Origin of the sequence: Rubripirellula tenax, from assembly GCF_007860125.1 — a bacterium.
Lineage (GTDB): Bacteria > Planctomycetota > Planctomycetia > Pirellulales > Pirellulaceae > Rubripirellula > Rubripirellula tenax.
The window spans coordinates 461,473-475,229 of the sequence record NZ_SJPW01000007.1 but is presented as its reverse complement, the minus strand read 5'-3'; the positions used below and the strand labels follow the sequence as shown (position 1 = coordinate 475,229).

Genomic DNA, 13,757 nt, shown 5'->3' with positions numbered 1-13,757 from the left:
AGTTCGGGAACCTGGTGCGATGTGCCGGCGAGAAAAAAGTGTCCGCCCCCTTTTGCCGGGAACCAGCCCTTCGGGTGCTTCGCACAAAAGGGGTCGGACACTTATTTTCCGCTCATTGCTCACTCGGCGGCGACGTTGACGAAGACTTTCAGTGCGTCGGGGTCTTCGACCAACAATCGCATCATCTCGGCGTATCCATCGAGGCCATCGACCGGATGGGTCAAAATTCGCTCGAGAACGCCCGGGTACATCATGTCACCGAGTGCCAGGTCTTTGATTCCCATTTCGAAGTGGGTTCGGTTCGCGTTCACGCTGCCGAGTAGCAATTTGTTGCCCAGTACCCAATTCAAGTTGATGTTGTCGGATGGGACTTCCGAAACTTTGGTGCCGCCGGTGATTCCGGTCCAGACGACAACGCCGTTGTGTCCGACGTGTTCCATCGCTTCGAAAGCCAATCGACTGCTGCCGGTTGCATCGACGATCAAATCGGGGCGTCCAGTTTTCTTGACCAGTTCGGACAGCGGCGTCTGCTTGGTGCTGACGTAGGTCGCTTCCAGTCCTTCGACGATTTCCGACTTCAGGTGGGGTCCTTCGCCGCGGGCAATGGTAAAGACCTCGATGCCTTGCAGTTTCAGCACCAACGTGGCGAGCAACCCAATCTGGCCGGCACCCAAAACATACGCCAACTGTGGACGCCAGACCTTCATCCGCCGCTGAGCCTCGTAGGCTTGGTAGATCGCTTTGGCGGCACAGCTCATCGGTTCCATTAAAACGTGCAAGTGCTTCAGCCCGGCCGGGACGCGAACGATGTACTCCTCTTCGTCAACGAAGTATTCGGTTAGGAAACCGTGACGAAGATTGATCCCCCGTTCAAAGTAGGTCTCCTCGCTGGTCATATCGTTGGTGCCGATCTTGTCATAGATCGAGCCTCCCGGTCGGCGGACGGTCGCCGTGACGAAATCGCCCGGTTTCACTCGCTTGACGTTCGGCCCGACGGCTTCAACGACTCCAAAACACTCGTGGCCGATCACCAAATGCTTGTCGCCTTCGGGTGCGTTGCCATACAGCGCCTCGTTGATTTCTCGGTCCGTCGCGTCCACACCCACCTTCAACACGCGAACGAGGACCCCCAGCCCGCCGTCGATTTGGTCGAGCGTGGGCTTTTGGATGTCCGTCAGGTGGACGCTATTGGGTGTACCGGGGGTAACCGCGACGGCTTTCATTGCAGACTCAGGGCGACTTGAGAGGTGGGGTGTTAAGAATTGCCATGGAAGGCAGTTTTGAACAGCTTCGCACGAATATTATCAGGCCAGGAAAGGATGCGTGAGAGGGGGAGCATGTCGCACCCTTGGGCCGGTAGGCGTCCGAAACTCGGTTTTTGGGCGACTTTCCGGACCGCAAAATGGTGAAAAGGGAAGACAAACGAGCGGTGTGGTCTTAATTTTCGCTACGCAGGTTGTCAAAAATGCAAAAGCGCGTAACAGTACGGTCATCTTTGCTATCCATTTCGCGGGCTCCTGCATGACCTCGACCAACTTCCCTGCCGACGAATTGCGATCCGTTGATCGGAAGTTGTTGATGGCGATGCGCAGCGGCGAAGCGTATGCGATCGGCGAATTGACCGACGAATTGGGCGTCACAGCAACCGCCATACGTCAGCGGATCGAACGACTTCTCGAGACGGGATTGATCGATCGTGAGAAAATGGTTGCCGGTCGTGGTCGCCCGACGTTCCAGTACCATTTGACAGTTGCTGGTCACCGCGCCGCGGGAGCCAACTCGGCCGAGCTGGCGGACGCGATGTGGCAAGAGATTTTAGCGATACCCGATTTAGAAATTCGAAAGACGTTGATCAGTCGCGTTGCCTCGCGGTTGGGTCAACAGTTTGCCGCTGAGATGGCGACGAACAACCCGGACGGTTCGCTCGAGAGCCGATTCGAGACGTTGTCAGAAATCATGTCTGCCCGGCACATGTCCGCATGTGTTTCGCACAGTGGCGACTTGCCGGTCTTAGATATTGGATCTTGTCCGTATCCATCAATGACGGACGCTTCGGAAGACCGCGCGATGTGCCGGTTAGAAGAAGAGATGATTTCCGAAGCACTCGGTACGCCGGTGCATCTGAGTAGTTGTCGATTGGATGGCGATTCCTGCTGTCAATTTTCGGCAGCCTCGATCGAAGCCAATCAAGAAAATTAGCCAACCACCTGTTTCACTCTTTGCAAGATAGTTGTTCACGATGACTCACGTTCTAAAAATCGAAGACCTGCACGTTTCCGTTGGTGACAAGCCGATTCTTCGCGGCGTCAATTTGACGATCAACCACGGCGAGACTCACGCGTTGATGGGCCCCAACGGCAGCGGCAAGAGCACGCTCGGTTTGGCGATCATGGGCCATCCCGGCTACACAATCACAGGTGGCAGCATCACCCTTGATGGCGAAGACGTTTTGGAGATGGGGCCCGACGTTCGGGCACGCAAGGGGATTTTCATGGCGTTCCAACGTCCGATGGCGATCCCCGGCGTGAAGATGGCGGACTTTCTGCGTCATGCGACGACCAATGTTCGGCGGCCGGATCGCAAGGAAGGCGAAGAGCTGATTCCGATGCGCGAGTTCCGCAAAGAACTGAAAGAAAAGATGGCCCACTTGAAGATGGACGTCGAGTTCGCCCGACGCTACGTCAACGATGGTTTTTCGGGTGGCGAGATGAAGCGGGCCGAAATTTTGCAACTGGCGATGCTGCAGCCGAAGTTCGCGATTTTGGATGAAACCGACTCGGGCTTGGATGCTGACGCGGTTCGCTTGGCTAGCGAGTCGATCGCTGACATCGGGCATCAAAAGATGGGCCTGCTGATCATCACCCACCACGACAAGTTGCTGGAACACAATCCGCCAGAGTTCACGCACGTCATGTTGGGCGGACGCTTGGTCGAAACGGGCGGAAAAGAACTGGCCGAGGAATTGCACGAGAAAGGTTACGACCGAATTCGCAAAGCGTACCCCGACGCCGAAGCGGCCAACCAAGAAATGTTGGCCGAAGAAGCAGCAGTTTAAAACAATGTCGCACGGCGATTTTTGCCGTGGATCTCGGTGTCATTCACCGAACGCATCTGAACATACTCACTAGGAATACGACATGGCTACGGACATCACCGAAAGCGAAGCCGATCAAGTCGGCGAAATCAATAAGTACAACTTCCGCACCGAAACCACCGGTGTCTTCAAGGCCAAGAAAGGCTTGAGCGAAGAAGTCGTCAACCAAATCTCGGACATCAAGAATGAACCGGATTGGATGCGTCAGTACCGTTTGGAATCGCTGAAGATTTTCAACGAGCGTGCGATGCCGATGTGGGGCGGCGCGATCGATATTGATTTCCAAGACATCTATTACTATTTGAAGCCGACCGCGGGTCAAGGCAAGTCGTGGGACGATGTTCCGCAAGAGATCAAGGACACGTTCGAGAAGCTTGGTATCCCCGAAGCTGAACGAAAGTTTTTGTCGGGTGTCAAAGCACAATTCGAAAGCGAAGTGATCTACGGTTCGCTCGAAGAAGACTTGGCAAAGCAGGGCGTGCTGTTCACCGATACGGATACGGCCGTTCGAGAACACCCGGAAATGTTGCGAGAGTACTTCGGTAAGATCATCCCCAACAACGACAACAAGTTCGCGGCACTCAACAGCGCCGTGTGGTCGGGCGGTTCATTCATCTATGTGCCCAAGGGCGTTCACATCGATTTCCCGCTTCAAGCATATTTTCGCATCAATGCGGAAAGCATGGGGCAATTCGAGCGGACGTTGATCATCGTCGACGAGGGTGCCAGCGTTCACTATGTCGAAGGCTGCACGGCCCCGATGTACACGACCGAATCGCTTCACAGCGCGGTGGTCGAAGTTGTGGTGAAACGCAACGCCCGTTGCCGTTACACGACGATTCAAAACTGGGCCAACAATATCTACAACCTGGTCACCAAGCGTGCTTACGCTTACGGCGATGCGACGATGGAATGGGTCGACGGCAACTTGGGCAGCAAGTTGACGATGAAATATCCGGCGGTCCACATGATGGAACCCGGGGCTCGTGGAGAGATTCTTTCGATCGCGTTTTCGAGCGCCGGCCAGCACCAGGACGCCGGTGCCAAACTGGTTCACGCGGCACCGAATACGACCGGTCAGATCATTTCAAAGAGTATCAGCAAGAACGGCGGCCGCAGTAGCTACCGCGGGCTGGTCAAGGTCGAACCGGGGGCTCACAACAGCAAGAATAATGTCGTCTGTGACGCGTTGATTCTGGATCCGGAAAGCCGCAGCGATACGTATCCCTACATCGAAATCGCGGAACAGGATGTGCAGATCGGTCACGAGGCGAGCGTGTCGCGTATCGGTGAAGAGCAAATGTTCTATCTGCTCAGCCGCGGTCTGACCGAACAAGAGGCCAGCACGATGATCGTTAACGGATTCATCGAGCCACTGGTCAAGGAATTGCCGATGGAATATGCCGTCGAAATGAATCGCTTGATCCAGCTGCAAATGGAAGGCAGCGTTGGCTAGCCGTATGCCGGCATCGTCTTTGTCGGCATGCATGGCAACGTTCCGCTCTTGAAAACAACTCCCCGATAAATATTCCCGATGACTGCCACTACAGAGTTAAGTTTTGACACCGCTGGATTTGATTCCTTTCTCGAATCACGCAGCGAACCCGATTGGTTGACCGATATGCGCCGCGAAGCGTGGCAACACGCGGATGCGATGCAGTGGCCCGAGCGGCGAGCCGAAGAGTGGATCCGCACGGACATTCGAGCTTTCCAGATCAAGAAGTTCTCGGCACCCAACGCGGCGGCGAAAGTCGCTTCGGTTGATACCGGGGCGGTTCACCAGTTGATCGAAGGCGTCGAACTGGGCGGATCGATTGAAACGGTCGATAGCTGCATCACAGCCGAAAATCTTGATCCGGCTTTGGCGGCCAAGGGTGTTGTCTTTGGCAGTCTTGAACGGATCGCCGCTGAGCACCCCGATCTGGTTCGTAAGTATCTGTTCACCGCATTCGACCCTGACTACGACAAGTTTGCGGCGGTGCATGCGGCGTTCTGGTCGGGCGGACAATTCCTGTACGTGCCGCGCGGCGTCGTCGTCGATCGGCCCATTCATATCGGTTCCGTCTTGACCGACGGTGGCACGGATACGACGCACACATTGATCGTTTTGGAAGACGGCGCCGAAGCAACGGTGCTGCACGAATCGAACAGCGTTTCACCAAACGCATCGGGACTGCACATCGGCAGCGTCGAACTGGTCCAAAAACCAGGCTCGCATCTGCGTTACGTCAACCTGCAAGAGTGGGGTTTGAAGACGTATCATTTCGCACATCAAAAAGCAGTCATTGATCGTGACGCGACGCTCCAATGGACGATTGCCGCGATGGGATCGGGGTTGTCCAAAGTCAACCAGTCGGTCGACTTGATCGGACGTGGCGCGAATAGCCAGGTCAATGGAGTCATGTTCACCGAAGGCCGCCAACACTTGGCCTATCACACTCAGCAGTATCACCGCGCCCCACAATGCCACAGTGACTTCCTTTACAAGGCGGCTCAGCAGGACAAGAGTCGTACCGTTTGGAAGGGCATGATCAAGGTCGACAAGATTGCTCAGCAAACCGACGGCTATCAGCGGAACGACAACCTAGTGCTCTCGCACAACTCGCGGGCCGATTCGATTCCCGGATTGGAAATCGAGGCCGACGATGTTCGCTGCACCCACGGCAGCACGACCGCTCAAGTGGACGCGGAACAAATCTTTTACGCTCGTTGTCGTGGCTTCACCCAAAAAGAGGCGACGCGAATGATTGTGATCGGCTTCTTCCAACAGATCTTTGATCGGATCTCGATTGAAAGCGTCCGCAACGCACTCGGCGATGCGATCGCGCGGCAAGTGCGCGAGTACGAGTGATTTTTTCCCACCCATTATTTTTGCAAAGCGATAACCGGAGACACCCATGGCACTTGCCGAAGACAAGGTTCGCGAAGCCTTAAAACAAGTCATCGACCCCGAGCTTTACGTCAACATTGTTGACCTGGGTTTGGTGTATGTCATCAGCGTGGGCGATGAAAACGAAGAAGGTCGTCACGATGTCAAAGTCGAAATGACGATGACCAGCCCGATGTGCCCTGCCGGCCCCCAGTTGGTCGCCGGTGTCAAAGGCGCCGCCGAAGGCATGGATGAAGTCGAATCGTGCGAAGTCAAAGTGGTGATGGAGCCGCCTTGGAGCCAGGACATGATGACGGACGACGCGCGGGACCATCTCGGAATTTTCTAACGTCGAACAATGCACTGCGGCAGTGCATTCGCAGCGAGTCCCCGCCCGGTCGGCAATTCGGTATCATGGTGGCGAACCGTGCGGTTGCCGGTTTTTTATTTCCGCGTGGGCAATACGGATGCGAATTTTCGTCGGCGAGTATGTTTGTGGTGGCGGATTGGCTAACGAGTCCGTCGATCAAATCCCTGCGAGTTTGCGACAGGAAGGCGCCGCGATGCTTAGCGCGGTCGCGTCGGATCTGACCGACGTTGCCGAGACTGTGGTGCCGTTGGATGCGCGGTTCGAATCGCTGCCCATCCGATCGACGCACAAGATTCTCATCGATCCATCTGTCCCGTTTTGGAATCAGTGGACCGAGGCTGCGAAAACCTGCGACGCGGCCATCGTCGTTGCTCCCGAGAGTGATGGCATTCTGGCGAAGGCTGTCGCCATTCTTCGCGCCGGTGGCGTCGACGTGATTGCCGGCAGCGGCGACTTTCTGCGAGTCGCCAGCGACAAGTATTTGACGGCAAAGTGCTTGATCGGGGCCGGAGTGATGCACCCGATTTATATGACCGTGAAAGATCGCAAGTTCTACGACGAGCTTCGCACGCATGAACATTTTGTCGTCAAGCCTCGCGATGGTTGCGGGACCAAAGAGCTAAAGAGATTCGATTCGCTAGACGATGCCTGCAACGGCCTTGGAGATCACGAGTTGCTGCAAGCGTGGATGCCTGGCCGGGCGGCTTCCATTGCGATGGTTGCCTCAGCAAAGCATTCGGTATTCATGCCCGCCGTTTCTCAGCAGCTGTGCGATTTGACTTGTGAGTACGCCGGAGGACAGGGGCCGCTCGATGATGACGCCCAGCGTCGTGCCGCCGCTCTGGCCCAGCGAGCGATCGCAGCGTTGCCGCCGACCGTTCGCGGGTTTGTCGGCTTGGACTTGTTGCTGGGCGAACGGCCGAGCGAAGACTACGTGATCGAAATCAATCCGCGCTTGACGACTTCCTATGTTGGAATTCGACGGATGATTCACGGCAATGTGGCGGCAAGGTTGTTCGATCTCGAATCGGGGCCTGTGTCTTGCAGTGCGTCGGTCGAGGCGGTTCGGTGGACACCCGATGGACACGTGTGGGTCGATGGCGGTGCCATCGAATCGGCGAGTTAGCGAGCTGACTATGATGCCCACGCGACCCGTTATCGGGATCGACATTGGCGGTGCCAATCTGAAGTATTGCGTCACCGACGGATCCGTCTTGTCGCGGCCGTTTGAAATGTGGAAACGATCGGGCGAGCTTGCCGCTACGCTGCTTGCGGATCTGATCGGATTGTCGTCGGCATCCTCGCCACCCTATGCAATCGCTATCACGATGACGGGTGAATTGGCGGATTGCTTTGATGATCGTGAAGCGGGCGTGCGGTTCATCGTCGATGCGGCCGTCCAAGCGGGGCGGCAAGTCAATCGAAAGATGCAGGGCGTTGCGCCGGCGATGCGTTTCTATGGCGTGGACGGTGCGTTTCACCCTGCGGACAAAGCGGGTGCGAATTTCGAAACGATCGCGGCTGCGAACTGGCATGCGTTGGCGTCGTGGGTGGCCCAAGCAGTCGTTGATCGCGGAACATTGATCGACATTGGGTCAACGACGACCGATATCATTCGTTTGTCGCGCGGTAGAGTTGCGACATCGGCAATGACGGACCATCAACGGTTGGTCGAACAGTCGTTGGTCTACATCGGATGCCGGCGAACGCCCGTTTGTGGATTGGTGCGTCAGCTTTCACACGGCAACGTTGCCTGCTCAGTAATGAACGAGTGGTTTGCGACCATCGACGATGCGAGAATATTGTTGGGTATAGAACACGAGCGTGAAGATGAAATCGACACCGCGGATGGCCAGCCTAGAACGGTCGATCGATCTATTGGTCGTATGGCCCGCATGATTGGATTGGATCGCCAGAGCGTCTCGATCGAACAGGCTCGCGATTTGGCCTATCAGGTGATCGCAGCGGCCAAACGCGAGATCCGACAAGCGTTTGAATCGATCGATGACGGCCAAGGTGTGATCGTGATCAGCGGGCACGGAAGCGACCTTTTCGACGTCCCTGCGGGTCGCGACGTGATTGATCTGCGCAGCAGGCTCAATGCCGAACAATCGCGGTGCGCGCCGGCTTGGGCAGTCGCGCAGTTGATGTCTCGAGCGATCGGGGCAGATGCGTCGGGACAGCAATCGCAATGAAAAGGCGAGTCATCAAAATCGGTGGCAGTCTGCTGTTGCGCAGCGACCTTTCGGCGTTGGTCGATCGCTGGATCGCTAGGCAATCGCCCGCCGAAAACTTGTTGATCGTTGGCGGTGGCGAATTGATCGACGCGATTCGCCGTTTGGACCATGTCCACGCGCTCAACGGCGATGATGTCCACTGGTTGTGCGTCGATTTGCTCGGCGCGACGTTCCAGATTGCTCGCAAGCTGTGGCCGTCCGCCCCATTCGTGGACGACGCTCAATCGCTGGTTCAGCGTCTAGAACACGGATTCGTGATCCAAAGGCCGACGCTCATCATGGTTTCCTGTTTTTATCGCCGCGGATGTGACACGGTGTTGCCGAACGATTGGCGAACGACGTCGGATGCGATCGCGGCCCATTTGGGGATGATGGTTGGTGCCGATGAAGTGGTGCTGCTGAAATCGTGTGCAGTGGACGCGACGGCGGGGTTGGATCGCTTGGTTGCCGATGGTGTTGTCGACGCTTCCTTGCCGTTGGTCGGCTTGTCCGACGGTGTCTTGCGCGTCGAGTCGTTGGCGACAACCTAGTTCGCCAAGCGGGCTATTCTGTTTCGTCGTCCGATTTCGCGATCAAACGGGCTCGGATCCGGTTTCCGTGTTCTTGAGGATCCCCGACGGTTTTATACAGTTCGATGGCCCCGTCGATGTTGCCCAGCCGTTCTTCAGTGCGAGCCAAATTGTAGCGTGCCGCGGGCACCCACATCGACGGTTGCGTTTCGTCAAGCACGCGGCTAGCAAACCAATTCTTCGCGGTGTCGTAGCGCGTATCGTCGTATTGGATCAAACTGATCCAATAGGTCGCCGTACGTTTGCCTTGACGCATCAGGTTTTGGACCTGTTGGACTTGGCGATCATAGAGTTCGCTGGCCGTGCCCAGTTCGCGACGAATGCCGTACGCCTTTTGAAGATCGACGTCGATTCGAAGGTCGGCGATTTCAAACTCAGGTGCGCGTTGGGCCAGATAAAGTACCCGAGCGCCCTTCGAGTCGTCTTCGGTATTTTTGTCGAACTTGCCCATCAAATGGTTCCAACGGCCCAATGACAATTGGCGAGCGCTGTCGACTTCGGATTCTAAGATCGCCCATCGAGATTGGTACCAGAACAAGAAAATGGGATCGCGCATCGCTGCGGTGGCTAAGTCGGTGGCATAGGTCTCGGCCAATACGGGGACGTCCCAAAGACGCACGCCGGAAATCCCGCTGACAGCGTCAATCGACTCGCTCATCGCTTGAACGTCGACATGGGTTACCATTCGACGATCACCGGCAAGCCCTGATTGCAACAGTTTCATGCGTGGGCTGATCGCTTCGGGGACGACGTTGAGCAGTGCGACACATTGCTGGACGTCTTCCTTCGACAGTGGATAGTCGAAGAAGCCAGGAACATTTAAACGTCTCAAGACCGACGCATCGCCTCGGGCATCGGCGAGGGTTGCTATACCGGTTTGGTTGGGGCCAGGGACGAATGTGCCAAGCTCGGGTTCGAACAAATAGATTTGTTCGCCGACTAAGACACCGATGCACCACGGGGCGAGCGTCCCGTCTTCGGTGGAAGGAATCGCCAAGACGACCGCGGGAACTCCGGCCTGTCGACAAAGCTGGACAAATACACCGGACCGTTGCAACGAATCACCCGTGCCTCGCCAAACGGTTTGGTAGTCGGTTTGGCGATATCCGGCACCTTGGAATTCCATGCCCAACGACATCGGTGGTGCGGGTGGCCCAGGATACTGGGGCACGTTCGGTTCGTACGCTACGTTTCGGACGGTCCAGTCGAACAGTCTGGTTGCGGTGCGCAACTTGTTTGCATCGGCCGATGACTTTTTCTCTAAGTCGGCAAACCAATCGAACAAGACCGGATCATCACTGGACGGATTGTTGACCCAGTCTGCAATGCGGCTGAAAAGATAACTGTCGCGAAGGTGATTGACGTCACTGCGTGTGAATGTGGTTCGGTTGACGCGGTCCTCGATCACTGCGTCGTCCAGCAAGCCTTTGATCGGCGTTAGCCACTCGGTCAAATCGGTGACCTCCAAGGCCGGCCGTTCCTCGGACCATCGATTGAGATGGTAGGCGATTTGCCGCTGGGCTTCGTCGGGATTCAGCTCGACCAATCGGCTAAGCAAACTGAATACTTCGCCGACGTGGTCCTGCTGCGTCTGGGTCTGCATGGTTACCTGTCGCTGGTTGCGAATTCGACGAACCTTTTCAGAATCATCGGCGCAGCCTGCGATCGATATGACCAGCAGAACCAGGGTCGCCGTGGTGGCGTTGTGAGTCAATCGCGAGATGCCAGCCATCGGAGCAACAAAATTCATGGACCGCACGAGAAGCTAAGTTTGTTGGAAACGGGGAGCCAAGTCTGTCGGAAACGGGGACCGTCAGACGGCGGAATCGATGTCGGTGATCGTTCGCCTGAGTGTCAACAACCGGCCGATTGTCGCTTCGAATCGATCCAATGGGATCATGTTTGCCCCGTCGCTGGGCGACGTCTCTGGCTTGGGGTGTGTTTCGAAAAACAGGGCGTCGGTACCGATTGCTACGGCCGCGCGGGCCAAAGGTTCGACCATTTCCCGGTTTCCACCCGTCGCCCCACCCAAACCGCCGGGGCGCTGGACGCTGTGAGTGGCATCAAAAACGACTGGAACCCCCAGCGACCGCATGATCGGCAACGATTGCATGTCGTTGACCAGACGACCGTAGCCAAAAAACGTGCCCCGTTCACAAAGCATGACGCCACCGCTGCCACTTCCGCGGACCTTTTCAACCACATACTGCATGTCTTCGGGCGACATGAACTGGCCTTTTTTGACGTTCATGGGTCGTCCCGTCGCTGCACAGGCTACCAATAGATCTGTTTGTCGAGCCAAAAACGCCGGCACCTGCAGAAGGTCGCAAGCCTGGCCCACGGCGAGGGCTTGGTCGGGCAGGTGAACGTCCGTTGTGGTCGGCAAACCCGATCGGCTGCCGACCTCTTCAAGCATTCGCAATCCTTTGTCGATTCCCGGGCCGCGTTTCGCCGAAAGGGACGTGCGGTTGGCCTTGTCGAACGACGCCTTGAAAACGACGTTCACGTCATCACGCGAGTTGATTTGAACCAGCACATCGGCGATCTCCATCGCCAAATCGATGGACTGAAGCACACACGGCCCGGCGATCAACAGCAGCGGTTGTCCCGGTCCGCACATGTACTTGCCGACGGATACGGGCACGATAGGCGACGCAGTTTGATTTTCGCTCATGTGTCAATCTTGGACGATCTGGCGGACCGAGGCAATTCCCCAGTCGCTGGCAACAGCAGCCGCGTTCGGCCAACCTTTGTTTCAATCTTAAGCGGAAGTCGTCCGCCGTAGTCGCCATCGACTTGGTATGCGATCCGTCCGTCCGTTGGGTTGACCGCACGGATGTCGAATTGCTTGCCGCGACAGCGAACCACATCCGAAAAGTTTAGATGGCTGCCCGTTTGAATGCCCGCCAAGTACCGAATCCCACTTGCGATCGATCGCCCCTTCAGTGCGATCAGATCCAACATCCCATCGTCGGGCACCGCATCAGGCTCGATCGACAACGACGCAGCGTATCGCGGCAAGTTGAACACCATCGCCCATCCCGCAAGAATCGGCGGCCCGTTGTCGACGCGAATTTCGATTTCCGGAAAGGTGTAGGTTCGAAGCGAGCGGATGATGGGACGGAAGTAACTGAATCGGTTGATGTGCCCGCGCCGGGTCAGGTGCATGCCACGAACGACGTCCGCGTCAAAGCCACAGGTAGCCATGATCAAAAACGGTTTGCCCGCTGCCGAGCCGACATCGATCTGCTGCGGACCTCCAAAGCGAAGCGTTTCAATCACGGCGTGGGCATCCCGCGAGTGGCCGAAGTGCCGGGCCAGCAGATTTTCCGTGCCCATCGGCATGGGGACCAAAGGTACGGTTTCGTCGATCGATTCGGCCGCCAGTGCCAGGGTACCGTCACCGCCGGCCGCCACGACGACGGGGTGGTCAAAGTGTGACACGGCTCTTTTCAGCTCATTCACCGATGCAACGGTTTGTACTGCGACTCCGATCCGGGCAAGTTCGGCCGTCAAGCGAGGCAATTCTTCACGACCGGCCCCGCTGCCAGCCTTGGGGCTGGTGAAGACGATGACGGAAGCCTGGTTTGAGCGATCGAGGCGATCCATGGAGTGCTTGTTAGACGGGGGAATATCGGGGCCGAAGGCGTGGGCTTGCCATGGTTTTATCCGAATTCGTGCGATCGGTTGGCGTCGCCGCAATTTGCGACCTAGCTTTTCCAGGTGCGGAGTCCTCGCGACGACGCCCACCGATGTGACCGTTTTTACCGGCGCAACCGGAACGTTCGACCGATTCGGGTTTCCATAGAACAAAAGAGCCTGTTGCCGTGAAGTTACTACGACGTTATTGGGGCGCATGCCTGATTTTGATGATGGTCGCGATCCACGCTGCCGTGATCGGATACGTACGTAGCCGCGTGGCACGGCTTAGCGGTATGGAATCGACAGCGATCGAAATCGGGAATTTTCGGTTTCAGAGCGTCGAAGACCTGTCGACGGTGTACCACTTTCGCTTGCACGCCGTCTTGGACCCATCAAAACTTCATCGCGGCAAAGAGCGCGTAACGCAAATGCAGATGGAGATCCGCGAAGCATCCGAACAACTGCTTCGCCAAGCCGACGCACAGTGGCTGGATGACCCGGCGCAGGCCCAGATCCGCGAACGATTGATGGAAATCGTCCTGAAGCACTTGGACGAACCGTTGGTTCAACGCGTGCTGATCACCGATTGGTTGGAACTTCCCGTGCAGACGATCGACGTCGCACCCGACCAATCCACGGCATTGGCGAAGCAGTAGTCCGAGCTACCGTACGCCGTCACCACGCCAGGACTCGTTGGCGTGGTTGGAAATTCACGCCGCCGACGAGCAGCCGTCTGCGAGTCTTTTTTTCTGCAATGCGTGTTTCACACCGCAATTTCTTTGCAAATCATTCGCTGGGCGCCTGAATCCGACTTGTGGAAGTCGGCGAACCATTGGTAGTTACCGATGAAAGCGGTCCAGTCGCTCTCTATGCGGGTGATTGGGCCAACACTGAAAGCCCGTTCGTTTGATTGGTTTGCCAGGTATGCCCGCACGTATGCCCTTTACGAGATCGATTGCTGCCGTACCCGGATTCC

At 56.7% G+C, this 13,757-nt stretch carries 13 protein-coding genes; 9 read left to right on the top strand and 4 right to left on the bottom strand.

The window, feature by feature from the left end; translation table 11 throughout:
• Nucleotides 1-119: 119 nt before the first annotated feature.
• On the bottom strand, nucleotides 120-1,223 hold the full coding sequence (locus tag Poly51_RS25360) for a glucose 1-dehydrogenase (RefSeq protein ID WP_146461341.1): 1,104 nt from the start codon (nucleotides 1,221-1,223) through the stop codon (nucleotides 120-122).
• A gap of 298 nt (nucleotides 1,224-1,521) precedes the next feature.
• Between Poly51_RS25360 and Poly51_RS25355 the strand changes: the two genes are divergently transcribed.
• The 8 genes from Poly51_RS25355 (at nucleotide 1,522) to Poly51_RS25320 (ending at nucleotide 9,100) form a co-directional block, all read left to right on the top strand.
• Nucleotides 1,522-2,199, top strand: a complete 678-nt coding sequence (locus Poly51_RS25355) for a helix-turn-helix transcriptional regulator (RefSeq protein ID WP_146461340.1) — start codon at nucleotides 1,522-1,524, stop codon at nucleotides 2,197-2,199.
• A gap of 40 nt (nucleotides 2,200-2,239) precedes the next feature.
• Nucleotides 2,240-3,055 carry a Fe-S cluster assembly ATPase SufC gene (gene sufC, locus Poly51_RS25350; protein WP_146461338.1) on the top strand — a complete coding sequence of 272 codons (816 nt, stop codon included), beginning with the start codon at nucleotides 2,240-2,242 and terminating at the stop codon, nucleotides 3,053-3,055.
• Between the two features lie 82 nt (nucleotides 3,056-3,137).
• On the top strand, nucleotides 3,138-4,550 hold the full coding sequence (gene sufB, locus Poly51_RS25345; RefSeq protein ID WP_146461336.1) for a Fe-S cluster assembly protein SufB: 1,413 nt from the start codon (nucleotides 3,138-3,140) through the stop codon (nucleotides 4,548-4,550).
• A gap of 78 nt (nucleotides 4,551-4,628) precedes the next feature.
• The gene (gene sufD, locus Poly51_RS25340) at nucleotides 4,629-5,945 is read left to right on the top strand and encodes a Fe-S cluster assembly protein SufD (protein WP_146461334.1); all 1,317 of its coding nucleotides are present in this window, start codon (nucleotides 4,629-4,631) and stop codon (nucleotides 5,943-5,945) included.
• A gap of 46 nt (nucleotides 5,946-5,991) precedes the next feature.
• Nucleotides 5,992-6,312, top strand: coding sequence for a metal-sulfur cluster assembly factor (locus tag Poly51_RS25335; RefSeq protein ID WP_146461332.1), 321 nt, complete (start codon nucleotides 5,992-5,994; stop codon nucleotides 6,310-6,312).
• A gap of 118 nt (nucleotides 6,313-6,430) precedes the next feature.
• Nucleotides 6,431-7,459 (top strand): ATP-grasp domain-containing protein, encoded by a 1,029-nt coding sequence (locus Poly51_RS25330; protein ID WP_146461330.1) that lies wholly within the window; start codon nucleotides 6,431-6,433, stop codon nucleotides 7,457-7,459.
• Between the two features lie 13 nt (nucleotides 7,460-7,472).
• On the top strand, nucleotides 7,473-8,528 hold the full coding sequence (locus Poly51_RS25325; protein WP_222435924.1) for a hydantoinase/oxoprolinase family protein: 1,056 nt from the start codon (nucleotides 7,473-7,475) through the stop codon (nucleotides 8,526-8,528).
• Nucleotides 8,525-9,100 (top strand): protein kinase, encoded by a 576-nt coding sequence (locus Poly51_RS25320; RefSeq protein WP_146461327.1) that lies wholly within the window; start codon nucleotides 8,525-8,527, stop codon nucleotides 9,098-9,100. The genes Poly51_RS25325 and Poly51_RS25320 overlap by 4 nt, the downstream gene beginning before the upstream one ends.
• Before the next feature lie 13 nt (nucleotides 9,101-9,113).
• Here the strand turns inward: Poly51_RS25320 and Poly51_RS25315 are convergent, their stop codons facing one another.
• From Poly51_RS25315 to Poly51_RS25305, 3 genes are all read right to left on the bottom strand, one after another.
• A complete protein-coding gene (locus Poly51_RS25315) occupies nucleotides 9,114-10,889 on the bottom strand; it encodes a tetratricopeptide repeat protein (RefSeq protein ID WP_246114761.1) in 1,776 nt (591 codons plus the stop codon).
• Nucleotides 10,890-10,952: 63 nt separating this feature from the next.
• Nucleotides 10,953-11,813 carry a 3-deoxy-8-phosphooctulonate synthase gene (kdsA, locus tag Poly51_RS25310; protein ID WP_146461326.1) on the bottom strand — a complete coding sequence of 287 codons (861 nt, stop codon included), beginning with the start codon at nucleotides 11,811-11,813 and terminating at the stop codon, nucleotides 10,953-10,955.
• Nucleotides 11,810-12,748: a diacylglycerol/lipid kinase family protein gene (locus Poly51_RS25305; protein WP_146461324.1), complete on the bottom strand. Its 939-nt coding sequence runs from the start codon at nucleotides 12,746-12,748 to the stop codon at nucleotides 11,810-11,812. Before Poly51_RS25305 ends, kdsA begins: the two co-directional genes overlap by 4 nt.
• A gap of 218 nt (nucleotides 12,749-12,966) precedes the next feature.
• Between Poly51_RS25305 and Poly51_RS25300 the strand changes: the two genes are divergently transcribed.
• Nucleotides 12,967-13,437, top strand: a complete 471-nt coding sequence (locus Poly51_RS25300) for a hypothetical protein (RefSeq protein ID WP_246114760.1) — start codon at nucleotides 12,967-12,969, stop codon at nucleotides 13,435-13,437.
• Nucleotides 13,438-13,757: the final 320 nt, after the last annotated feature.

Coding starts and splice junctions, on each gene's coding strand:
- Poly51_RS25315 (WP_246114761.1), bottom strand. CDS start 10,889: ATGAATTTTGTTGCTCCGATGGCTGGCATCTCGCGATTGACTCACAAC.
- sufD (WP_146461334.1), top strand. CDS start 4,629: ATGACTGCCACTACAGAGTTAAGTTTTGACACCGCTGGATTTGATTCC.
- Poly51_RS25355 (WP_146461340.1), top strand. CDS start 1,522: ATGACCTCGACCAACTTCCCTGCCGACGAATTGCGATCCGTTGATCGG.
- Poly51_RS25360 (WP_146461341.1), bottom strand. CDS start 1,223: ATGAAAGCCGTCGCGGTTACCCCCGGTACACCCAATAGCGTCCACCTG.
- Poly51_RS25335 (WP_146461332.1), top strand. CDS start 5,992: ATGGCACTTGCCGAAGACAAGGTTCGCGAAGCCTTAAAACAAGTCATC.
- sufC (WP_146461338.1), top strand. CDS start 2,240: ATGACTCACGTTCTAAAAATCGAAGACCTGCACGTTTCCGTTGGTGAC.
- sufB (WP_146461336.1), top strand. CDS start 3,138: ATGGCTACGGACATCACCGAAAGCGAAGCCGATCAAGTCGGCGAAATC.
- Poly51_RS25330 (WP_146461330.1), top strand. CDS start 6,431: ATGCGAATTTTCGTCGGCGAGTATGTTTGTGGTGGCGGATTGGCTAAC.
- kdsA (WP_146461326.1), bottom strand. CDS start 11,813: ATGAGCGAAAATCAAACTGCGTCGCCTATCGTGCCCGTATCCGTCGGC.
- Poly51_RS25320 (WP_146461327.1), top strand. CDS start 8,525: ATGAAAAGGCGAGTCATCAAAATCGGTGGCAGTCTGCTGTTGCGCAGC.
- Poly51_RS25305 (WP_146461324.1), bottom strand. CDS start 12,748: ATGGATCGCCTCGATCGCTCAAACCAGGCTTCCGTCATCGTCTTCACC.
- Poly51_RS25325 (WP_222435924.1), top strand. CDS start 7,473: ATGCCCACGCGACCCGTTATCGGGATCGACATTGGCGGTGCCAATCTG.